The following is a 21938-nucleotide window of genomic DNA, read 5'->3' as shown; positions in this document are numbered from 1 at the left end:
GAGCCTGTCCCCCAAACATTTTCCCCGTGCGGGGCGGCACGGCCTTGATTGCCGCTTTTCGCCCGTCGAAATCGCCACAAAACGTCTCTGCGCAGCCCGTCGAGGCGATTTGAGCTACTCATTGCCCTGAAACTGCGCTGATATGCCTGTCAGTTGGCCATCTTACCCACTTGTCGCACCATGCCGGTAGAGTTTGAGCAGATTATGCGTCAGACTCCAGAGTTCAAACTCGCCTTTCACCTTGTCCAGGCCGCGTAGCAGGAAGCGGGTAAGCTTCCGGCAGTCCTTGATCTGGCCGAACACCGCCTCCACGATCTGACCGCGCAGTTTGTAGAGGGCTTTCCCTGCCTTGGTCCTGAGCTTGCGCTCCATCCGTTGCCGCTGGGTCAGGTTCTTCGGCATCCGCCCTCTGGGCGCGGATTCGTCGTCCCCGCGCTGTTTATGGTCCTTCTTCACGGCCACATAGGGGTCAGGAGCGCCGGGCCGGGCCATGTATTCCAGGTTGTTTTCGCTGCAATAGCCCGCATCCGCCAGCAGCTTTCCGGGTTCTTCGCCGATCTCGTACAGGTTGGCCTCGGCCAGTTCCACCATTGGCTTCAATTGCGCAAAATCATTGCAGTCTTGCACCACGTCGCACGCAACTATTATCTGATCCTCGCTCACGGTCGCCTGCGCGTTGTACCCCTGGACGTACCCTTTGCGGGTCTTCATGATCCGGCTTTCCGGGTCCGTCAGGTTGGCTTTGGCCTCCGCTTCGACCTCCGCGCTGACCGGCTTCGGCTTGCGGCCACGCTTGCTTTTGCCGGATTCCTTCTCTTCCCGCTCCCGTTCCTTGAGGGCGTCTTCCTGTTCCCTGGCGGCCTCCCTGGCCTGGGCCTCAAGCTCCGCTTTGGCTCGCCGGATCAGGGCCAGCCGCTCATGTGCGGTGGACACCTTCGGCAGGCCGTCACCGGAGTCGTCGCCGAAACGGGCATCCTCGTCTCTGTCGGTGGATTCAGCCCGCTTGAGCATCGATTCCACCTCGGCGAGCAAGGCCTGCTCCTTGGCCGTGAGCTTTTCCCAGGTCCGGTTCCTGTCCAGAGCGGCATTGGCCGCGACCTTGGTTCCGTCCAAAGCCACGATTCCGACCTTGACCAAGCCAGCTTGTTTGCAAAGAAGGAGAACCTGCAAAAACAGTGGTTTGAGGCATTTGAGGTGCTGGCGGCGGAAAGTGGCAATGGTCCTGAAATCGGGGCGGTTGCCAGCGGCCAGCCAGCGGAAAGCGACATCATCAATCAGGGCCTGGGCGATTTTGCGGCTGGAAGGCACGCCCACGCAGTACGCGTAGAGCAAAACCCGGAGCATCATCTCCGGGCTGAACGCCGCGCCCCCTTGCCCGCTGGGTCTGTAACGGCGCAGGAGGGGCTTGAGGTCCAGATTCGAAACGACATCGGCGAGAAAACGAGCCAGATGCTGCTGGGGGAGCCAGTCGTCAAGATTGGGCGGCAGAAGAAGGAGCTGGTGAGGATCAAACTTGCGGAAGTTGTAGGGCATGCCTCGCTAACCTCATCTTAATGCACCAGGATGATTGGGTTTGTACCAAGATACCGGTTTCGCGGCAAGCGTATTTAATGGCCATTCACGGGACAGGCTCACAAGCCAAGCACGATTCTTCGGCGTATTGAACGACGTATGGCTGTCCACCACATTGAAACAATGGATGGGTACGTAAAATTTTTGCAACAAACCCCACCCGAAGTGGCAGCGTTATTTCGTGATCTATTGATCGGCGTGACCAACTTCTTCCGTGATCCGGAAGCGTTCAGGATTTTTGAGGAGCAGGTCATCCCCAAACTCTTCTCGGGTAAGCCTGCGGGTTCCATTTTGCGCGTCTGGACACCAGGGTGTTCCACCGGCGAGGAAGCTTATTCTCTCGCCATACTTTTCCAAGAGCACATTGAGGCGCTAAAGCAGAGCTACAAGGTACAACTCTTCGCCACGGACATTGACAGCAACGCGATTGCTACGGCCCGAAATGGCGTTTACCCGTCCACCATCGCCGTAGACATCTCGCCGGAACGTTTGCCCCGCTTTTTCTCAACGGAGCCAGACGGGGGCGGGTTGCGTGTCCAAAAGGTCCTTCGCGACATGCTGGTCTTTTCCGAGCAGAACGTGATCAAAGACCCGCCATTCTCCAAACTCGACCTCATCTGTTGCCGCAACCTACTCATCTATTTGAACGGGGACTTGCAAAAGAAACTGGTCCCTCTCTTCCACTATGCATTGAATCCTGGCGGCTATCTGTTCCTGGGGACCTCTGAAACGGTTGGCGAGTTCGGCGACCTGTTTGCAACACTGGACCGGAAACAGAAAATTTATCATCGAAAAGACGTCTTCAACGCCCAGCGATTGCCATTGGCCCAATTCCTTCCATCGCTGGGGGTGGGGGATGCAGGCGCGCCCAAATCAGCGGAAAAGACATCACCCGTCGGGAAACTGCCGCTTCGCGAGTTAACTGAGCAGACACTCTTGAAGCAGTTCGACCCCGTCGCCGCCCTTGTCAACGACAAAGGCGTAATCTTCTATCTTCATGGGCGTTCCGGCTTGTATCTGGAGCTTGCTCCCGGTGAAGTCGGTGCCTTGAACATTCTCAAGATAGCTCGCGAAGGGTTGCAGCGAGACCTAACCACAGCTTTGCATAGAGCAGCTAAGACAAAAGAAATAGTGCAGTGTACAGGTCTCCGCGTTAAAACTAATGGAGACTTTACCACTGTCAATCTGACCATTCGCCCCGTGGCTATGGAAATCGGCGAAGCAGTTGAAACCAACCTATACCTTGTCATTCTTGAGCATGTTACTCCAACTATGCAAGCGCAACATAAGCTTGTCACTCAGGATGCATGCCACGATATAATTGACAATATGCATAGCGACACTCATATAAACGCGCTACAGCAAGAACTGCGCAATAAGGAGGAATATCTCCAGACAGCTCTAGAGGAGCTGGAAACATCAAACGAAGAGCTCAAGTCATCTAATGAGGAGATGCAATCTGTTACCTAGCCTGAGCGATTATCTCGCTCCTTCACACATTCACCGATTGCTCATCGTGCCGAAATTGCTTACAAATATATCCAGTCGATGCTAAGAAACCCGTCACCCAACGGGTGGAGGACTGGATGGCCAAACTCAAAGTAACGAAAGCAAATTTCATCGACGATGTACAGGTCACAGCTGACTGTCTGACCGGTCGCGCTGGTCTCAACCTGTTTGCCCGCTACCTCCGTGGAATCGGCATCTATCCACACTTCTCCCGTCTATTTGCCTGCGTCCGAAAGAATTCCAAGGGCCTGCCCATTGAGGAAGCCTTCAAGCAGATCATGTGCTTCTTCTTCGACGGCACCAGCCGCCATCTGACCTACTTCGACGACCTCGCCAAAGACCCAGGATACGCAGCCGTCATTGAAACCTCTCAGGAAAACCTCGCCTCTTCACACGCCATCAAGCGACTTTTCGCGGGCATGTCCTGGCAACGGGCGTTGAGATTTCGGCGGCTTCTGCTCCAGCTCTTCCTCTGGCGTCTGAAGCTAGGAAGCCCCCAAAGTCATCATCCTTGGGCTGGACACCATGGTCATGGACAATGACGATGCTCTCAAGCGCGAAGGGGTCAAGCCCACCTACAAGAAAATCCTCGGATTCGCACCGCTCCAGATGACCTGGGGCCGATTCATCATCGACGCGGTTTTACGTAGCGGAGACACCCACTCCAACCATGCCGACCACGCCATCAAAATGATCAAGCACGTCGTGCATATGATCCGCACCCGGTACAGCCAGAACGTTCCGATCCTCATCCGCCTGGATTCAGGATTTACCGACCAGAAGCTCTTCAACTTGGCGGAATCCCTCGGGATCGGCTACATCTGCGGCGGACGGTTCGTGAACGACATCAAAGCCCTAGTGAAGGACACTCCCGAATCCGCCTACCAGCACCACTTCGGCAAAGCCGAAGAAGACGTCTGGGAATTCCTGGATTTTGGCGACCGTCGGGCCAACTGGAAACGATTCCGACGAGCCATTATCTGGCGTCCGCTCTTGGAAGAAAAGCAATATTTCCTGCCAGGCAGTCGGCCAGGTACGCTCGTCTACACCAATCTGGGCATGGGTGACCCCGTTGATCAACTCCTCCAGGCCGCTGGTCTGGGGCACATGACCCTGGCTGAGGCTGTCATCCATGCCTACCATGGGCGAGGGGAAGACGAACTTGTTCACAGATCCTTCAAGGAATTCGGCTTCGAGGAACTCCCCTTCAAGCGCTTTGCCCCGAATACCGCCGTCTACTACGCCATGGTCACTGCCTTTTTCCTGCTTGAAACCTTCAAGCAGGATGTCAGCGCTTCCGTGATACCCTCAACCTCATTTCCGACCACTTTGCGCCGTAGGCTTGTGGACGTGGCCGCAAAGGTCGTGTCCCACTCTGGCCGGTTGGTCCTGAAAATCACTGCCGACGTAATGACTCGACTGGATTTCAAAGAGCTGTGGCATCGTTGCCTGTCAGTTCCGAGAATTGCCTGGGCCTGACCACTACGGATTGCTCTCTTCCGAAAATCAAAGGGGTTGGTGCGACCTTTCCAGCCGCCAACGCATCCTAAAACTGGGCTCCTGCCCCCATTCTGTCCATTCTTGCCCCCATTCAGTGAGGAATGGAGGTGGAACACCCATCCTGTCAGCCGAAAATCCGATGCCGTCCAACCGTCAAGTGGATGCGCCTTCAGGATCGCTCAATTTAGGATTAAGGCACTTGGTCGCCCAAATTGCTGGACTGGTAGTCAGTATGTCGGTCGGCCCTGCATCCACACGCCTGTCCACACCACAACAGGCATCTGCATTTTGGGAACGTGGGGAACGCGATAAGTCGAAACTTTCCGTCGATCTTCTGCCCGCTTCCACTATTCGCCGCCAGATTTGGAGGCCCTAAACGCTTGATGTCACCGGTTTTCTGCACTATTTGCCGCGTTTTGCCGGATGGCGGGTGACATCGCTCTAAAAAAGTTGTTTTGTTCCATGTGGTTATTGGTGCGGCACCCATTCATGGCATTCATGAGGTCGTCGGTTCGATTCCGTCCAGCTTCACCACATATTTTCCAATGAACAAGGTTGGTTAGGTAACCCTGGCCGGCCTTGTTCTTTTCCAAATTCAAGTGATGTCACCCATGATGTCACCCACCCCTTGGGTGACATCAAAATCCCAGCGCGTGGGCCGGAGGGGGGTTCCTGGCTGCGTGCGCTTGAATCACACTTCCCTTTCATGATGATCTGAAGCACCGAAAGGCTCGGGCTAAATCCGTCGGCCCTGGAAAACACATTTACACCGTCATACGACGGCGTAGCGAGATGGAGCTCTCTTTGTCCCGGCAAACAAGCAGACAAAAATGAGGGCAAAAAGCTGCGCCAGTCCGCGCATCCACTTCCTGAAGTTGAAGGCAGCGGCGGCCATGAACAGGTTGATGGCGTCGCCGAGCACTCCTTTCACTTAATTTCTCGCCATGCGGTGATCATGTTTGACATGCCCGATCACCGGCTCAATCCCGGCTCGTCTCCGAAATCGCTCTCTCGCCTTGCGGCGCTGGGAAGGTGGGCAGACACCCGAAACTTGGAAAAGCTCGGAGGGCGCGGCCTTCCTTTGGGCGTGAACCCGGATTCATGCTGCGAAGTGATGAATACCGGTGTTGCCCGGAGACTTGTTACTCATGTTTTTCGACGGCCTTCGTGAAGCGGAATCAGTAATGCGGGAACGAAGCCATCAGCGTGGTTCAGGCGAACCCCGACTGAGGCGAACCCCGACCGCCTGGCACACGACATCTCTGGGATCGGTTTCGTGAAACATCTCGCAGCAACCGCGCAAAAGCAGTCAGGCACGAATTTTGATAAAAAACCAGAAAGACTCCACATCAAGAACCGTATATGTTCACTGCTGGTTACACGTGCCTAGCTTGATACGCCACACTCGATTTTGCCAGGGGATGCGATGTCAATTGATTTCGATATCATTGTTGTTGGGGCCGGACCTGCTGGTTCGAGCTGTGCCTTGCATGCAGAACGGCTTGGGATGAAGGTTCTGCTGCTCGACAAACAGAAATTCCCTCGCGACAAGACCTGTGGCGATGCTCTTTCATCAGCAAGCCTCCGTGAGATAGAAGGTCTGGGCCTTATGCAAAGCCTGATGGAGAACCCTTCCGTCAAGGTAAACAAGATCACCTACACCTGTTCCAATGGACAATCCGTTACCGTACCACTGCCCAAAATCGATCCCTCCCTTCCTACTACCGGCATGGTCTGCCGCCGAGTGGTTTTTGATTCCATGCTCCTGGATGCCGCCAGAGAACGAGTTGAGGTGATGGATTGGTGCGCCATGCGCCAAGTGCTGACTGAAGACGGACGAGCTTGCGGAGTCAACGCTGAAATGGGCGGGAAGCGGGAATTCAGCTTTACAGCCAAGGCGGTGGTGGGGGCGGATGGAGCCATGTCCCAGGTGGCCCGGCAGACGGGATTTCCGAAATATCCACAATACCGGTCAGTGGCGGCCAGGGCCTATTATCGCTTGGTAACAGGCACCGTGGGCAGTTTGGAGATCTACTTCCTGGATGAGATATTGCCAGGCTACCTGTGGCTCTACCCAACGGAAAGCGGCATGACCAACGTGGGCTTGAGCATTCCCCTGGAAGGGGTCAAACGCAAAAAGCTATGTCCTCGTGAGGCATTGAACCAAGCCATCCGGTTGCCTCTGTTGAGCGACCGGTTCGAGTTGTCCAAACGCATGGGGCGCATCGACGTTGCGATGCTGCCTGTTGGCAACACCATGCGCAGAATTCATGGACCTGGCGTGGCCCTGGTGGGAGACGCTGCGGGCGTGGTCAACCCATGCAGTTCTGAAGGCATCTTCGGGGCGTTGCTTTCAGGACGCTTGGCCGCAGAAACCTTGGCGAAAGCCTGCCAGGATCGCACCTCACCAGATGAGACGCTCATGAAAGCGTATCCTGAACGCCTCTGGAGAGAATTGGGACCAACTCTGCGACTCTCTGACCGCCTTCTTGAACTGCGCTCCCCCAAAGCCATCGACAGTCTAATCCGCAGTGCAAAACGCCGTCCGCACAACGCTGGCTGGATTTCGGGCATCCTTATCGGATCCGCTCTGCCCTCGGACGAACTCTCCTCCTTCCTCGGCTACCTGGACTTCTTCCGCAGATAACATCTCCCCGTCTCGCTTCCTGTGCCACAGACGGCCCAACTGGGGGCGTGTGCCACGCCCATTGGGCCACACCTGACACAAACACACGCACACCCCCTCCGCGTCGACTATTCATCATATTGATTTCACAGACTTTCGCGGGGCATGCCCTCCTTCGTCCTGCTGGTACGCTTCTTGTTCTATGCTGATTGAAGCAAGCACAAGGAGGTCTGTCATGAGAGAACGTATGCGCCACCACTTTAATCCCCTGCATATTTATTGTCGTTTACGTCAAGCAGGCCTGCGTTCAAGACGTGCCAGACGGATATGCTTCTATTACGAAAAATTCTATTGCCTGTTCCTCTAGAAAGGAGATGCACCATGTTCTACGCAAGTCCAACTGAAAAAAGCCACATGCTCTGGTCTTCAGGGATCATGGCCATCATGATGAATACTACCGATCTCGGTATGCACTCGAGTAACCACACGATGCAGAACCAGAATCAAGCGGGAACAACAGTGGGACACCCAATATCAGGCGTCGGCGTTTTCCGCTCTATCACTCCGCAGCAGAATTGGAGGTAACACCATGACGGATCACAGAACCTTGGCCAACGCCATCCGCGCTTTGAGCATGGATGCCGTGCAGCAAGCCAATTCAGGCCACCCTGGGGCTCCCATGGGCATGGCAGACATAGCCGAAGTGCTTTGGAACGATTTCCTGAAGCACAATCCTGCCGATCCCGACTGGTGGGACCGAGACCGCTTCGTGCTCTCTAACGGACATGCCTCAATGCTGTTGTACTCCTGTCTGTATCTTTCAGGCTATGACCTCAACCTGGAGGACTTGCGGAATTTTCGCCAGATGCACGCCAAAACGCCTGGCCATCCGGAGCGGGGCCGCACCCCCGGGGTGGAGACGACCACAGGTCCCTTGGGACAGGGGCTGGCCAATGCCGTTGGCATGGCCCTGGCAGAACGCACGATGGCTGCACGTTACAACCAGCCGGGATATGACATCGTGGACCATCGCACCTACGCCTTGTGCGGCGATGGCTGCCTGATGGAAGGCATAAGCCATGAGGCCTGTTCACTGGCCGGTACCCTGGGCCTGGGGAAACTCACGGTGCTCTGGGACGACAACGGCATTTCCATCGATGGCCATGTGGCCGGGTGGTTTAACGAAGATGTTCCCGCGCGCTTCGAGGCCTATGGCTGGCACGTAGTGCGCGCAGTGGACGGCCATGACGCCGAGTCTGTGGCCAATGCCCTGCGTGAAGCTCAATCCGAAAGCGATAGACCAAGCCTTCTGTGCTGCAAGACAGTCATTGGCTTCGGCGCACCAACAGTCTGCGGCAGCCACGACTGCCACGGAGCGCCTTTGGGAAGACAGGAAATCGAAGCCGCCAGAGCCGCGCTGGATTGGCCCCATGGCACCTTCGAGGTTCCCGAAGGAATTCGCCAGGCTTGGGACGCTCGTAAACAGGGGAACACAGCTCAACAGACTTGGAAGGAAACTTTCGCAGCCTACACCATCGAACACCCCACCCTGGCGGCAGAGTTCAAAGCCCGGATGGAGGGAACCCTGCCCAAATCCTTCGAGGCTAATGCCAGCAAGTATATTCTCACCCAACAGCACGAGGGGAAGAATCTGGCTACCCGCAAGGCATCTCAAAACGCCTTGGACGCCTTTGCCCCGCAAATACCAGGGATGTTTGGTGGTTCTGCTGACCTGACCAGTTCCAATCTGACGAACTGGAAAGGCTGCGTGCGCCTTACGAACGAATCCTTGGACGGTAACTATCTCTCGTACGGCGTACGAGAATTCGGCATGGCTGCCATCATGAACGGGATGGCCCTGCACGGCGGCTTCATACCCTTTGGAGGCACCTTCCTGGTGTTTTCGGATTATGCACGCAACGCCATGCGCATGGCCGCCCTCATGGAGTTACAAGTCATCCACGTGCTGACCCATGACTCCATCGGCGTTGGTGAAGACGGCCCTACCCACCAGCCGGTGGAACACACCGCCAGCCTCCGTCTGATTCCAGGCATGTCTGTGTGGCGACCCTGCGACGCAACGGAGACCGCCACAGCTTGGAAAACAGCCGTTACCCGTAGGAATGGCCCCACCAGCCTCATCCTCTCTCGCCAGCCATTGAAGGCCCAAGTCCGCACCCGCCGTCAGGTCAAGGATATCGCTCGAGGCGGCTACATCCTGCGCGACTGTTCAGGCATCCCAGCGGTGGTAATCATCGGCAGCGGTTCCGAGGTGCAACTGGCCATGGAAACTGCGGAACTCCTCGAACGAGCACGTCATACCGTACGGGTGGTGTCCATGCCCTGTATGGACGTCTTTGAAACGCAAAGTTCAATCTATCGCAACAATGTGCTGCCTGAAGAGAGCTTGATTGTGGCCGTGGAAGCAGGAATTCAGGACAACTGGTGGCGTCTGGTCGGCCGCGACGGGTTGGTGTGCGGCATGACCGGGTTCGGGGAATCCGCACCAGGCGATGTCTTGTGGGAGCACTTCGGCTTCACACCTTCCGCCCTGGCCGCAAAGGTTTTGAGAGCTTTAGCCAAGCGCGAAAAACGCCGCAAACAGCTCTTGAATATGGTCGTCACCGAGACGCACCCGATGGTTTTACGGGACAGGCAAACAACGGTTTGAGCGCGCCACACGCCATGGAACCCATGAACTTTGCCTTCCTCAAAAATGGCCCTGGCAGGGCAAACGGTCGGTCGGTCGCCATCATCGGAGCAGGTCCGACAGGTCTTGCGGCCGCAGGATACTTGGCCTGCTTGGGCTATAGGGTGGAGGTATTCGACAAACTGCCCAAGGCCGGCGGACTCATGGTTTTTGGCATACCTGAGGAACGCCTCCCTGCGGGGCGCATCGATAATGCAGTGGCACTCTTGCGAGACCGATATGGTGTCCGCTTCCGAATGGCCACCAAAGTCTGCGGTGACGAGGCATTGTGCCAGGATGCAGGAGACGACCAGGCGATTACCCTGAAGAGCTTGGGTGGGCGCATTGCCGAACACGACGCCGTAATGTTGTGTACAGGCGCGTGGAGGGCAAATCGCCTGAACATCCAGGGCGACGATCTTCCGGGTGTGGTTCCCGCCTTGAGTTTGCTCCTCGCCCGGAGGCTCTGCTCACAATCCGTGGAGGAATCCCTGGACTTGACCATTTCCGGGAGAAGGGTCGTCGTCGTGGGAGCAGGCCACTCGGCGGTGGACGCAGCAAACACTGCTCAACGCATGGGGGCCTCCAACGTCACCATGACCTACCGACGGGGCCTCAAAGAAGCGCCTTGCGGCATGGCAGCCATCGAAGACTTGGTTCGCAACGGAGTGGTGGTACTCGAACACCTACACCCCCTGCGCATTCTGGGCTGTGACAGAGTCGAACAGGTGGAATTTGTCGAAAGGGGCAACAAGGCTTCCTGGCTGCTCCCTGTTGATGTTCTTGTTGTGGCCATTGGCGACAAGCCCAACGTGCCCTTTGAGCAGACTTTGAACGTGACTGGACTTCGTCGGGAGCATGACGGAAAGCCAGCCCTGGCCTCGACAATGACAGCGCTGGAGGGCGTGTTCGTGGCAGGGGACGCGCTCACAGGCCCCACAAAGATAGGGCGTGCGGTGTACAGTGGCCTCTGTGTGGCCCGGATTTTGGACCGTTGGCTTACCTCCAGAACATACGCACAAGCCGCTCAACCGTCAGGAGGCCAAGCATGACGCGCCTGGGGAATGGCAGCCTGCTCATCAACGAGGAACTCTGCATCGGCTGCGAGTGTTGTCAGGCGGTGTGCCGTTTTCTCTACAACACCCCGAGAGTTCGACTGGCCCGACAGCCAGATGGCCGGATGATTCCCTATTATTGCCGTCATTGTGATCGGCCTGCCTGCATCAGAGTCTGCCCCCAAGGGGCGATTACCAAAGAGAGCGACGGCAGGGTGCGCTTGAACAGTCTTGCCTGCGGGTATTGCCGGGAAAAACCGTGCCTGCTGGCTTGCCGCCACGGGGGGCTGTTTTGCGCCGAGGCGGACCTCCCAGTCACCAAATGCGACCTTTGCGCCCATCGCAGAGCAGAAGGGCTGCCCCCAGCCTGTGCGGCCATCTGTCCTGTCGGAGCAATACTCACCTAAACGCCGGTCTGGCCGCAAAGACCGCCAGGAGTTGTGTATGTCCTTAATCTCCCTGCGCCAGCTGTTGGATCACGCTGCTGAGAACGGCTATGGAGTGCCCGCCTTCAACGTCAACAACATGGAACAGATACGGGCCATTATGGAAGCCGCTCATGAAACAGGCAGTCCGGTAATCCTGCAAAGCTCGGCCGGGGCCCGGAGGTACGCCGGACAGAATTTCCTGCGCCATCTTATTGCCGCAGCCTTGGAAGAATGGCCTTCCATTCCTCTCTGCTTGCACCAGGACCATGGAGCCACCCCTGGCGTGTGTGTCTCTTCCATCCAGGCAGGCTTCAGTTCGGTGATGATGGACGGCTCCCTGCTGGCCGATGCAAAGACACCTTCAGACTATGAATACAACGTCCGTGTCACCTCTCAGGTTGTGGAAATGTCCCACGCCTGCGGCGTTTCGGTGGAGGGAGAACTTGGTGTTCTCGGTTCTTTGGAAACCGGCATTGCAGGCAAGGAGGATGGCGTCGGAGCCGAAGGAAAGCTTACCCGCGAGCAACTGCTCACCGACCCGGAGCAGGCCGCTGATTTCGTTGCTCGCACTGGGGTGGACGCCCTGGCCATAGCCATTGGGACAAGCCACGGAGCATATAAGTTTTCAAGCCCCCCCACCGGCGCGGTGCTGGATGTGGACCGCATCAAGACCATCCATGCCCGCCTGCCCAACACCCACTTGGTCATGCACGGTTCGTCTTCAGTTCCCCAGGAATGGCTCAAGGCCATCAACGAAAACGGCGGCCAACTGTCTGAAACCTACGGGGTTCCTATCCATGAAATCCAGGAGGGGATTCGCTTCGGTGTACGCAAGGTGAACATAGACACCGACCTGCGCTTGGCTGCGACAGGAGCCGTGCGCGAGCATCTCACACGGAATCCCTCGGATTTTGATCCCCGCAAGTTTCTTGCCGCAGCCACCAAAGCCATGAAGGAAGTCTGCCGGAATCGTTTTCTTTCATTCGGCACAGCTGGCTGGGCCTCGGCCATAAAGCCTGAAACGCTCGAAACCATGGCCAGCCGCTATGCCGCTGGCCGCTATGCAACTGTCTAATTCGAGATGTCCGGCGCACCATAACAGACGGAGGGTATCGTGGCTGTCAAGATCGGCATCAATGGCTTCGGCAGAATCGGCAGGTACATGACCAGAATCCTGGCTAACGACCCGAATATAATCGTGACCGCCATCAACGCCCGTGCAGAAAACCAGGACCTGGCCCGGTTGCTCAAGTATGACTCGATCCACCGCACCTTTGCGGGTGATGTGGATTCCGACCAGGCAGGACTCATTGTCAACGGCAGGCACATCGCCATCACCAGAGAAGAACCCGACACATGGCGCTGGGGCGAGATGGGCGTGGATATCGTCATCGAGTCCACCGGAAGATTCACCGAACGAAGCCAGGCCGCCAGGCACTTGGCCTGCGGGGCCAAGAAGGTGCTCATCAGCGCGCCAGGGAAACAAGCCGACGCCACCATTGTCATGGGCGTGAATCAGGACATCTACGACCCTGGCAATCACCATGTGGTTTCCGCAGCCTCCTGCACCACCAACTGCCTGGCTCCGGTGGCCAAGGTGTTAAACGACAGCTTTGGCCTCAATCGCGGCCTGATGACCACCATCCATTCCTACACCATGAGCCAGCGCATCCTGGACGGCTCCCACAAGGACCCGCGCCGTGCCAGGGCCGCTGCCGCGTCCATGATCCCGACGACGACCGGTGCAGCCAGGGCCGTGGCCCTGGTCATCCCGGAACTGGCGGGGAAGCTCGACGGCATGGCCGTGCGCGTGCCCACGCCCAACGTCTCTCTGGTGGACTTCACCTGCGAACTGGACAGACGTGCCACGTCCAACGAGATCAACGCCGTTTTCAAGGAGTGCGCCAACGACTCCATGGGTTACTCGGACGACCCCCTGGTTTCAATCGACTATCTAGGTTCAACCCACGGGGGGGTGGTGGACAGTTTATGCACCACAGTCATGGACAACACCCTGGCCAAAGTCATCGTCTGGTACGACAACGAGGCGGGATTTACCAACCAGCTTGTGCGGCTGGCCAAGCTGATGGCAGCTGACTTCAATTAGCCCCCTGTAAGCCCAAGAGAACACGAGAGGTTCTACATGCAACCTGACGCAACCGGCCTCATCCTGTCCCCGTCACTTCTTTCCTGCGACTTCAGCCGCCTGGGCGAAGAGTTAGCAGCCCTAGAAAGTGCTGGCCTCTCCTGGGTTCATTGGGATGTCATGGATGGTCATTTTGTTCCAAACATCACCTTCGGTCCAGGGGTCATCGCCAAGTGCCGCAAAAACAGCGGGTTGTTCTTCGACGTGCACCTGATGATTTCGAGTCCTGACACATACATCAAGGAATTCGTTGATGCCGGGGCCGACCTCGTGTGCGTACACGCCGAAGCCTGCACCCACCTGGAGAGGACCGTAAGCGAGATCACACGGATGGGGGCCAAGCCAGCCGTGGCCCTAAACCCCCACACCCCCTTGGCCGTGGTTGAATACCTGCTCCCGCAATTGTTCATGGTGCTCATCATGAGTGTCAACCCCGGCTTTGGTGGTCAACGCTTCATCCCTTTCAGCTTGGGAAAAATCCGGGCCTTGCGGCGGATGATCGATGGGCTCGACTCCAAGGCCATCATCCAGGTGGACGGCGGCGTCACCCTGGAGAACTCCCGCGAGCTGCTGGAGGCCGGGGCGACAGCCCTGGTTTCCGGGTCTGCCTTCTTCAGCAATCCTCCCTATGCAGAGCGCCACGCTGCATTTAAGAGCGCCTGCGCACGGAACTGATCGGTAAAAAGCTGGGTTCGGAAGGCAAGCGGTCGCCAGGAGTGAGCGGTCGGCCAACGGTCCCATTTCGGGGGCCATCGGCAGGGAAAACCATCTGGCGGCTGTTGCGCCATTGACCCATAACATGCCGCCGTTCATGCAAAATCTTCACTGGCTAAAGCTATTATTATTGTAAGAGGGGGCCATGAGCAAAACTAGCACAATCCGCATGTTGGTTGTGGGCCCTACCCCCAGGCTTGGTTTGTTTCTGAAGAGCATGGAGGACATCCCCGGCGTGGAGGTGGCGGGCATTCTGGACTCCAGTTCCGATCCGCAGGGCCTCGCCATGGCTAAACGCCTGAAGCTTCCCATCTATGCACGCCAGAGCGATTGCAAGGAACTGGCTTCACTGCGGGCCATGGTCATCTTCAACGCCCAATCTTTATCAATGGTGGACATGAAGGCCTTGCCTGAAGGGGTTGCAGTGCTCCGGGGTGCAAGTCTCAAACTGGTCAGGCGGTTGGCCGGGGCATTGAAAAAATCCATCGTCTTCCGCGACAAGTTCCAGACCGTGAAGCAGACCTACGGCCAATGGCTGCACACTGCAGAGGACTTGGTTGGAAAGTCTGAACACATTCAGGAAGTCAAGGGACTGGTGCGCAAGGTGGCCCCCACCCCGACTCCCGTGCTGCTGCTTGGCGAGACCGGCACCGGTAAGGATTTAGTGGCGCGAGCCATCCACCACCATAGTGCCCTCAAGAATAAGCCCTTCATTGCGGTCAACTGCACTGCGCTCACCGGGACGCTCATGGAGAGCGAACTGTTTGGCTATAAAAAGGGGGCCTTTACTGGCGCGGACGAAGACCGCAAGGGTTTGCTGGAGGAAGCAGATGGCGGCTCGCTGTTTTTGGACGAAATCGGGGATATGCCCCTGGAGTTACAGTCTAAATTGTTGCGATTCCTGCAAACTGGCGAAGTGCGCCGAGTGGGTTCGACACAGAATAAAGTGGTGAGCGTCCGGGTCATCGCCGCCACCAATCGGGACATGGAGCAAGCCACGGCCGAAAACAGCTTTCGACGCGACCTCTACTACCGCTTCAACACCTTCACCATCCGCCTTAACCCTCTGCGGGAGAGGTGCATGGATATTCCCTATCTGGCCTACCATTTTCTCACCAAGGCAGAGGCCAAACTCAACAAGAAAATGCAGGGCATAAGCGACGATGCCATGGCCTGCCTGACCCGCTACCATTGGCCTGGTAACGTGCGAGAGCTTTCCAACGTCATGGAGCGGGCGGTGATCTTGAGCCAGGGAGAAATCATTGAGCCTGTGGATCTGCCCCAGCAGGTCTACGCGCCAGGCTCGCCCCTGCCGCAGATGCATTCAACCCCGTGTCCGACTGGAGACGTTGCCTGCGAAAACGGTTTCGCATCCTCAAAGGATCGCATCATGGCCAATTTCGAGCGCAAGGAACTGCTGCACTACTTAAAGAATGCCCAGGGCAACGTCAGTGAAGCCTGCCGTCTCTCCGGCATTCCCCGCCGGACCTTCTACCGCAAGATGCGCAAATACGGGCTGTAAGCTCTTTGAACGGTGTGCCATCCCTGGCACAGTGTGCCAGGGAGCATCTCCGCTGTGCCACAAATGGCAGCGCGGTGCGACGCAGGCGGCTCCCCACCATCTCACAACGCGCTATAATCATGAGACAAATCTACGCCTGCCTGAGCTGCGGCCCGAGGGCACGCTTCTTGGAACTCTCTCTTCAGGCAACCAAGTGGCCGCAAGAATACGAGACGCTTCATCCAGGCGGCATCACACAACCGGCAGCGCATAAGGCAGGCACAACATGGACACAACACAAGGCAAACAAGAACCCGACCGCAATCTGGCCCTGGACCTTGTCCGGGTTACCGAAGCCGCCGCCATCGCCTCGGCCCGCTGGCTCGGCCTGGGCCAGAAGGAGGATGGCGACGCAGCCGCAGTAGCAGCCATGCGCGCCACGTTCTCGGCCCTGGATATCGATGGTCAAGTTGTAATTGGGGAAGGAGAAAAAGACGAAGCTCCCATGCTGTTCAACGGTGAACGTGTGGGTTCTGGCAAAGGCCCGGCCATGGACGTTGCCGTAGACCCCTTGGAAGGAACGAACCTCTTGGCCATGGGCCGACCCAACGCCATCGCCGTAGTGGCGCTGGCCCCCAAGGGGGCCTTTTTCGACCCCAAACCGGGCTTCTACATGAAAAAGCTGGTGGTGCCTGCTCAAGCGCGAGGCTTGGTTGATATCTCCGCGCCCGTTGGCGACACCCTTGCCATCGTAGCCCATGCTTTGGGCAAGAAGGTGAAGGACGTTGTGGTCTTCGTGTTGGAAAAGGCTCGCCATGCCCAGCTTATCACGGCCATCCGCCAAGCCGGTGCGCGAATTCAGCTGCACACAGATGGAGACGTGGCTGGGGCCATTATGGCTGCCTCGCCGGACAGCGAGGTGGACGTTCTCATGGGTACAGGTGGCACGCCCGAAGGCGTCCTGGCCGCCGCAGCTATGCGCATTCTGGGTGCGGAAATCCAAGGGATGCTCGATCCGCAGTCGCCTGCGGAACGTGCCGCCCTGGAAGCGGCAGGCATTGATCAGTCGCGCATTCTGTACACGCACGAGTTGGTAAAAAGTGACGACATCTTCTTTGCAGCCACGGGAGTCTCGGGCGGCACGTTCCTGCCCGGCGTGGAGTTTCCCGGTCATGGAGGTGCTGTGACCACTTCCCTGGTCATGCGCGGCAAGACAGGAACTATCCGCCACATACGCTCCAGCCATTCGCTGGAAAAACTGCGCCGTTTCAGCGTCGTCGACTACGACAAAGCCGCAGCCTGAAAACGATTGAGTCCACCAGGAGAAACCAAAATGACCGCGAAAAGACCCATCCTCCTCGGCATCGTGGGCGATAGCGCCACCGGCAAGACTACAATGTCCTCGGGAATTGAGCAAATCCTCGGCCCAGACAGAGTGACCAACATCTGTTCCGACGACTACCACAAGTACAACCGTTGTCAGCGCAAGGAAAAAAACATCTGCGCGCTGGACCCGGACTGCAACTACATCGACATCATGGAGGGGCATTTCGAACAACTGCGTCGTGGGGAACCCATCTTAAAGCCTGTGTACAACCACTCGACCGGAGATTTCGATCCGCCGGTCTACGTCCACCCCAAGGAATTTGTCATCGTTGAAGGTCTTCTGGGCTTTGCCAGCAAGCGCATGCGTGACGCCTTCGACGTCAAGATCTATCTGGACCCACAAGAAGAATTGCGTGTGGCCTGGAAGGTCAAACGCGATACCACCAAACGGGGCTATTCAGCCGAGGAAGTACTGGCTTCTCTCAAACGACGTGAAGATGTCTCGGCCAATTGCATCCGCCCACAACGCAAATTCTCGGACATCGTAGTGAACTTCTACAGGCCGGAAGGGTTCAAAGAAGAAACAGGCACGTACCTGAATACCAAGCTCATCTTGCGACCGACCATTAAGCATCCGGATTTTAGCGAGTTCATCGACCAGCGACCCGACCGAAAAAAGCAGTGCCTTACCATCTCGCTGGGCAGAGACGAAGGCTCGCCCGTGGACATTCTGCACATCACCGGGAACATCCAGCCGGTGACGGCGGAGACCCTCATGGACATCATCATGGACCATTTGCAGGGCGTGGAGCCGTTACCCACTGAAGGCGTGGGGCACTACACCGAGGGTACTGAAGCCAAAAACAGCTATCCCTTGGCTATCACCCAACTGTTGACCTGCTACCATCTGTTGAGCGCCAAATCGATGGTTGGGTAAGGTGGGCAGCAGCAACAGACGAGAGTAAAAGGAGACGTTTTTATGAACCAAGCGAAACGTTATGTGGACTTGAGTCTTGCTGAAGAGGGACTAGTGAGCCAGGGGGAGCATGTGCTTTGCGCCTACTCCATGAAGCCTCAAACAGGATTTGATTCTATTGAGGTGGCAGCGCACTTCGCAGCTGAATCCTCCACCGGCACCAATGTGGAAGTGTGCACTACCGACGACTTCACCCGTGGTATGGACGCCCTGGTCTATGAAGTAGGCCCAGCCGACGCCAACGGCGCGCACGTTATGAAGATCGCCTATCCTCTGGGCCTGTTCGACCGGAACATCATCGACGGTCGGGCCATGATGGTGTCCTTCCTGACCCTGTGCGTCGGCAACAACCAGGGCATGGGGGACGTGGAATACGCCAAGCTGCTCGATTTTTATGTTCCTCCGTCATACCTGCGACTCTTCGACGGCCCTGCCATGAATATCGTCGATTTCTGGCGAATTTTAGACAGGCCTATCGAGAACGGCGGGATGATCGTGGGAACCATCATCAAGCCCAAGCTTGGCCTTCGCCCAGAACCCTTTGCCGAAGCCTGCTATCAATTCTGGCTGGGCGGCGATTTTGTTAAAAACGACGAACCCCAGGGCAACCAAGTATTCGCGCCCATGCGGGAAACAATCCCTGCCGTCGCTGACGCAATGCGCCGGGCTCAAGAGAAGACCGGTCAGGCCAAGATTTTCTCGGCCAACATCACTGCGGATGATCCGCATGAAATCATCGCCAGGGGCGAGCTGGTGCTCAAAGCCTTTGGTGAAAACGCGGATCGGGTGGCCTTCCTGGTGGATGGCTATGTGGGAGGTCCCAGCGCCGTGACCACAGTACGCCGCCATTTCGCTAACCAGTTCCTTCATTATCACCGTGCCGGACACGGCGCGATCACTTCGCCCCAGTCCAAGCGGGGCTATACTGCATTTGTCTTGTCTAAAATGGCTCGCCTGCAAGGTGCCTCGGGCATTCATACCGGCACCATGGGGTTTGGCAAGATGGAAGGAGACCCTGCTGATAAGATCATGGCCTATATGCTGGAGCAGGAAGAGGCCCAAGGCCCATTCTTCCGGCAGCGGTGGTATGGCATGAAGCCTACCACCCCCATGATATCAGGGGGCATGAACGCCCTGCGACTGCCGGGCTTCTTCGACAACTTGGGCCATGCAAACTTTTGTCAGACCTCTGGCGGCGGAGCCTTCGGCCACCTGGATGGTCCCACGGCAGGCGCACTTTCACTCAGGCAGTCCCATGCAGCCTGGGAGCAAGGCGTGGACCTGTTGGAGTACGCCACCACACATCAGGAATTAGCCAGAGCCTTCGAATCCTTCCCCAGTGATGCAGACAGGCTCTACCCGGAGTGGCGTAAACGGTTGAAAGTCTCCTAGGCCTCGAAACAATTACCTCCAGGCCCGGCGGCCGTTAACACTCCGCCGGGCCTGCCCCTTCCGCCAGACCGTGAGGGCATGCTATGAGTCTTCAGGCACTTGTTTGGGATGTCGACGGCACTCTTGCTGACACGGAAGAGGCTCACAGGACTGCATTTAATCAGGCTTTCGCAGAGCGGAATCTGAATTGGAGATGGGGACGGGAGACCTATTCCGAGTTGTTGGCTGTCAGCGGAGGGAAGGAGAGAATAGCCTACTTTCTTCAAAGGCTGTCCGTTCGGGAGGCGGCGTTTGCACGTCCGCTCATCCAAGACCTTCATGCCCGAAAGACCGCCATCTACGAAACCATGGTCGGTACTGGACGTGTCAGACTCCGCGAAGGAGTGGCCAGGCTACTCACCGAGTCTGCACAGGCCGGGCTCAAATTGGCCATTGCCACGACCACCACGCTCTGCAATGTGGAAGCCCTCCTGACCGCCAACCTGGACAAGAAAATACTGGCTTGGGACGTCATTGTGGCTGGTGATGCGGTGCCGCGCAAAAAGCCCGAACCCGATGTTTACTTGGCCGTACTCGAGCAACTAGGCTTGGAGCCGTCTCAATGTTTAGCTATTGAAGATTCGCGCAATGGCCTCCTGGCGGCATCGACTGCTCAAATACCATGCATCGTCACCCCGACAGAATACACCGCGAGAGAACAATACCAGGGCGCGTTGGCCGTACTTGACAGCCTTGGCGAACCTGACGTGCCCTGCAGGTCGATCACAGGGGCATCCCTTACACACCATTTTGTTGATGTAGCGCAACTCCGCACGTGGAGTGAAGAGTACGATCAACCCACTACGACCTTGTAGCCCCAAGAGTACTTTCTTTAATCAAGTTAAAAGCAATAATTATTTGAATATGAATATTTACATTTTCAATGAATAACAAAAACTGAACAACTTGATATTAAAGAATATTCACATTATACACCAAGTCCAGGTGACCTGCTCAGGGCGAATTGTCTGTTTAAGAACCATGTAGTTTCAGAACTATGTTGCATTGGATTATTTAATTTCCAGTTAATTCTCATTTCTTATGATAAGTGTGTCTTTATGAATATGAAAAAATACCTTGTAGCGTGTGCTTTTTTATGCATTATGTTGCAATGCTATAAAAATGTATTCGCTAGCAATGTTCGCATTGGAGTATTGGCAAATCGTGGGGACGAACTTGCATTGCAGCAGTACAATCCTATTGCAGCTTTTCTCGAAAACACACTTAATGGGTTTGACTTTACTATAGTTCCTCTTTCTTTTGTTGGTGTTGATAAAGCGATATCTTCACGGATGGTGGACTACATTGTTCTGAATCCTGCCTTTTATGTTCAACTTGAGCGGCGTTACGGGATAATGCGCATCGCTACCATGAACAACAAGGCCGCAGGATTTAAGAGCATGCGGTTTGGGGGAGTGATCTTTACCAGATCGCTGAATCAACAGATCAACTCCCTTGAGGATATCAAGGGAAAACGGGTCGTAGCCGTGGACCAAAACTCCATGGGGGGCTGGCTGGCAGCGTATGGCGAGTTTGTCCGGAACGGGATCACTCCCAGCAAAGATTTTAAAAGTTTAGAGTTCATTGGGACCCATGATGGAACAGTGAATGCTGTCCTTTCTGGGCAGGCCGATGTCGGCTCCGTACGTACTGATACGCTAGAGCAGATGGCAGAATCCGGGATCATCTCCTTGTCCGACGTGAAAGTTATTAAGCACCAGGAACACGGTCCGGAGTATGATAAATTTCCCTTTCTGTTGAGTACCCGTCTCTATCCCGAATGGGCAGTTGCCCGTCTAGCCCACGTTTCAGACGATCAGGCAAAAAAAGTTGCTGCGGCTTTGCTCGTTGCTCCTGATAATTTCTTTGGTAATTACAATACCCATATTTATTCATTCACAGTTCCATTAGACTACAGAAGCGTTGATGACCTTCTGCGCGAATTAAAAATTGATCCATACGACAAGCTGCGTATAACGAGCTTCCGTGAAGTACTTTTCTTCTATAGGTTCGAATTTTCCAGTGGATTACTAATATTAATATTTTCATTGATTTCAGTATTTTATTACAGAAGCTTTGCTTTTCGCCTACGACATGCCAAAGAAAGACTTTTGCATGAATTAGCTGAACGGAAAAAAATTGGTTCCTCGACGCGAGACGTGGAAATCAGCTTTCTTGACTCTACTTCCTGACGCATCGTAGCTTCTGCCCTTTCCCAGGAGGTAAGATGCCGTGGATGCTAACGATTTACTGACGTTGGGTCTTGGCCTCACAGCGCCCTGGCGAGTCGTGGGCCAGTCCCTGGACCTTGCAAAGCAGCCAAGCGAGCTTCGCCTTGAGGTCGAGGCCGCGAGAGGTGAGCGCTACCCTTGCCCGGCGTGCGGTGCGACTTGTAAGGCCCATGATTTCGCGGAGTTCAGCTGGCGTCATCTCAACTTCTTCCAGCATCACTGCCTTATCAAAGC

17 protein-coding genes and 3 pseudogenes are annotated in these 21938 nt (G+C 56.1%); 18 read left to right on the top strand and 2 right to left on the bottom strand.

All coding sequences use genetic code 11. The annotated features are described in order from the left end of the window. Positions 1-162: 162 nt before the first annotated feature. A complete protein-coding gene (locus G453_RS0116520; RefSeq protein ID WP_027189837.1) occupies positions 163-1533 on the bottom strand; it encodes an IS1182 family transposase in 1371 nt (456 codons plus the stop codon). A 108-nt stretch (positions 1534-1641) separates the two neighbouring features. Here G453_RS0116520 and G453_RS29055 point away from each other — a divergent pair. The 4 genes and pseudogenes from G453_RS29055 to G453_RS24750 all read left to right on the top strand — a co-directional run. Next, positions 1642-1713: pseudogene (locus tag G453_RS29055) on the top strand (hypothetical protein); the annotation flags it as partial. Then, positions 1696-3042, top strand: a complete 1347-nt coding sequence (locus G453_RS24755; protein WP_268870790.1) for a CheR family methyltransferase — start codon at positions 1696-1698, stop codon at positions 3040-3042. The pseudogene G453_RS29055 and the gene G453_RS24755, both read left to right, overlap by 18 nt. A 116-nt stretch (positions 3043-3158) precedes the next feature. Further along, a complete protein-coding gene (locus tag G453_RS26615; protein ID WP_051272538.1) occupies positions 3159-3623 on the top strand; it encodes a hypothetical protein in 465 nt (154 codons plus the stop codon). Then, on the top strand, positions 3613-4560 hold the full coding sequence (locus tag G453_RS24750; protein WP_169725358.1) for a transposase: 948 nt from the start codon (positions 3613-3615) through the stop codon (positions 4558-4560). Before G453_RS26615 ends, G453_RS24750 begins: the two co-directional genes overlap by 11 nt. Before the next feature lie 793 nt (positions 4561-5353). Here the strand turns inward: G453_RS24750 and G453_RS28140 are convergent. Then, positions 5354-5608: pseudogene (locus tag G453_RS28140) on the bottom strand (transposase); the annotation flags it as partial. A gap of 399 nt (positions 5609-6007) precedes the next feature. Between G453_RS28140 and G453_RS0116500 the strand changes: the two are divergent. From G453_RS0116500 to G453_RS27400, 14 genes and pseudogenes are all read left to right on the top strand, one after another. Continuing rightward, positions 6008-7228, top strand: a complete 1221-nt coding sequence (locus G453_RS0116500) for an NAD(P)/FAD-dependent oxidoreductase (RefSeq protein ID WP_027191937.1) — start codon at positions 6008-6010, stop codon at positions 7226-7228. 568 nt (positions 7229-7796) lie between these two features. Beyond that, the gene (gene tkt, locus G453_RS24745) at positions 7797-9878 is read left to right on the top strand and encodes a transketolase (protein WP_084502459.1); all 2082 of its coding nucleotides are present in this window, start codon (positions 7797-7799) and stop codon (positions 9876-9878) included. A gap of 14 nt (positions 9879-9892) precedes the next feature. After that, entirely contained in the window at positions 9893-10948 is a 1056-nt protein-coding gene (locus tag G453_RS0116485; RefSeq protein ID WP_027191935.1) for an FAD-dependent oxidoreductase, read from the top strand. Continuing rightward, positions 10945-11358 carry a 4Fe-4S dicluster domain-containing protein gene (locus tag G453_RS29200; RefSeq protein ID WP_084502457.1) on the top strand — a complete coding sequence of 138 codons (414 nt, stop codon included), beginning with the start codon at positions 10945-10947 and terminating at the stop codon, positions 11356-11358. The genes G453_RS0116485 and G453_RS29200 overlap by 4 nt, the downstream gene beginning before the upstream one ends. 37 nt (positions 11359-11395) lie before the next feature. Continuing rightward, entirely contained in the window at positions 11396-12454 is a 1059-nt protein-coding gene (gene fba, locus G453_RS0116480) for a class II fructose-bisphosphate aldolase (protein ID WP_027191934.1), read from the top strand. A 39-nt stretch (positions 12455-12493) separates the two neighbouring features. Then, positions 12494-13486: a type I glyceraldehyde-3-phosphate dehydrogenase gene (gene gap, locus G453_RS0116475; RefSeq protein WP_027191933.1), complete on the top strand. Its 993-nt coding sequence runs from the start codon at positions 12494-12496 to the stop codon at positions 13484-13486. Positions 13487-13522: 36 nt separating this feature from the next. Beyond that, on the top strand, positions 13523-14200 hold the full coding sequence (rpe, locus tag G453_RS0116470; protein WP_027191932.1) for a ribulose-phosphate 3-epimerase: 678 nt from the start codon (positions 13523-13525) through the stop codon (positions 14198-14200). Positions 14201-14384: 184 nt separating this feature from the next. Then, complete coding sequence (locus G453_RS0116465; RefSeq protein ID WP_027191931.1) at positions 14385-15761, top strand: sigma-54 interaction domain-containing protein; 1377 nt, start codon at positions 14385-14387, stop codon at positions 15759-15761. 265 nt (positions 15762-16026) lie between these two features. Further along, positions 16027-17043: a class II fructose-bisphosphatase gene (glpX, locus tag G453_RS0116460; protein ID WP_027191930.1), complete on the top strand. Its 1017-nt coding sequence runs from the start codon at positions 16027-16029 to the stop codon at positions 17041-17043. A gap of 30 nt (positions 17044-17073) precedes the next feature. Then, complete coding sequence (locus G453_RS0116455) at positions 17074-18003, top strand: phosphoribulokinase (protein WP_027191929.1); 930 nt, start codon at positions 17074-17076, stop codon at positions 18001-18003. 42 nt (positions 18004-18045) lie between these two features. After that, positions 18046-19434, top strand: a complete 1389-nt coding sequence (locus G453_RS0116450) for a ribulose-bisphosphate carboxylase (RefSeq protein ID WP_027191928.1) — start codon at positions 18046-18048, stop codon at positions 19432-19434. Positions 19435-19517: 83 nt separating this feature from the next. Further along, a complete protein-coding gene (locus G453_RS0116445; RefSeq protein WP_027191927.1) occupies positions 19518-20288 on the top strand; it encodes an HAD-IA family hydrolase in 771 nt (256 codons plus the stop codon). A gap of 243 nt (positions 20289-20531) precedes the next feature. Continuing rightward, a complete protein-coding gene (locus G453_RS24740; RefSeq protein ID WP_084502455.1) occupies positions 20532-21665 on the top strand; it encodes a phosphate/phosphite/phosphonate ABC transporter substrate-binding protein in 1134 nt (377 codons plus the stop codon). A 40-nt stretch (positions 21666-21705) separates the two neighbouring features. Then, positions 21706-21938: pseudogene (locus G453_RS27400) on the top strand (ISL3 family transposase); the annotation flags it as partial.

This window comes from Fundidesulfovibrio putealis DSM 16056 (assembly GCF_000429325.1).
GTDB classification, from domain to species: Bacteria; Desulfobacterota; Desulfovibrionia; order Desulfovibrionales; family Desulfovibrionaceae; genus Fundidesulfovibrio; species Fundidesulfovibrio putealis.
This window is presented reverse-complemented; position numbering and strand designations above follow the sequence as displayed.

What these genes read in the sequence shown, in the direction of transcription:
- G453_RS0116520 (WP_027189837.1), bottom strand. Translation starts at nt 1,533, where the DNA reads ATGCCCTACAACTTCCGCAAGTTTGATCCTCACCAGCTCCTTCTTCTG.
- G453_RS24755 (WP_268870790.1), top strand. Translation starts at nt 1,696, where the DNA reads ATGGATGGGTACGTAAAATTTTTGCAACAAACCCCACCCGAAGTGGCA.
- G453_RS26615 (WP_051272538.1), top strand. Translation starts at nt 3,159, where the DNA reads ATGGCCAAACTCAAAGTAACGAAAGCAAATTTCATCGACGATGTACAG.
- G453_RS24750 (WP_169725358.1), top strand. Translation starts at nt 3,613, where the DNA reads ATGGACAATGACGATGCTCTCAAGCGCGAAGGGGTCAAGCCCACCTAC.
- G453_RS0116500 (WP_027191937.1), top strand. Translation starts at nt 6,008, where the DNA reads ATGTCAATTGATTTCGATATCATTGTTGTTGGGGCCGGACCTGCTGGT.
- tkt (WP_084502459.1), top strand. Translation starts at nt 7,797, where the DNA reads ATGACGGATCACAGAACCTTGGCCAACGCCATCCGCGCTTTGAGCATG.
- G453_RS0116485 (WP_027191935.1), top strand. Translation starts at nt 9,893, where the DNA reads ATGGAACCCATGAACTTTGCCTTCCTCAAAAATGGCCCTGGCAGGGCA.
- G453_RS29200 (WP_084502457.1), top strand. Translation starts at nt 10,945, where the DNA reads ATGACGCGCCTGGGGAATGGCAGCCTGCTCATCAACGAGGAACTCTGC.
- fba (WP_027191934.1), top strand. Translation starts at nt 11,396, where the DNA reads ATGTCCTTAATCTCCCTGCGCCAGCTGTTGGATCACGCTGCTGAGAAC.
- rpe (WP_027191932.1), top strand. Translation starts at nt 13,523, where the DNA reads ATGCAACCTGACGCAACCGGCCTCATCCTGTCCCCGTCACTTCTTTCC.
- G453_RS0116465 (WP_027191931.1), top strand. Translation starts at nt 14,385, where the DNA reads ATGAGCAAAACTAGCACAATCCGCATGTTGGTTGTGGGCCCTACCCCC.
- glpX (WP_027191930.1), top strand. Translation starts at nt 16,027, where the DNA reads ATGGACACAACACAAGGCAAACAAGAACCCGACCGCAATCTGGCCCTG.
- G453_RS0116455 (WP_027191929.1), top strand. Translation starts at nt 17,074, where the DNA reads ATGACCGCGAAAAGACCCATCCTCCTCGGCATCGTGGGCGATAGCGCC.
- G453_RS0116450 (WP_027191928.1), top strand. Translation starts at nt 18,046, where the DNA reads ATGAACCAAGCGAAACGTTATGTGGACTTGAGTCTTGCTGAAGAGGGA.
- G453_RS0116445 (WP_027191927.1), top strand. Translation starts at nt 19,518, where the DNA reads ATGAGTCTTCAGGCACTTGTTTGGGATGTCGACGGCACTCTTGCTGAC.
- G453_RS24740 (WP_084502455.1), top strand. Translation starts at nt 20,532, where the DNA reads ATGAATATGAAAAAATACCTTGTAGCGTGTGCTTTTTTATGCATTATG.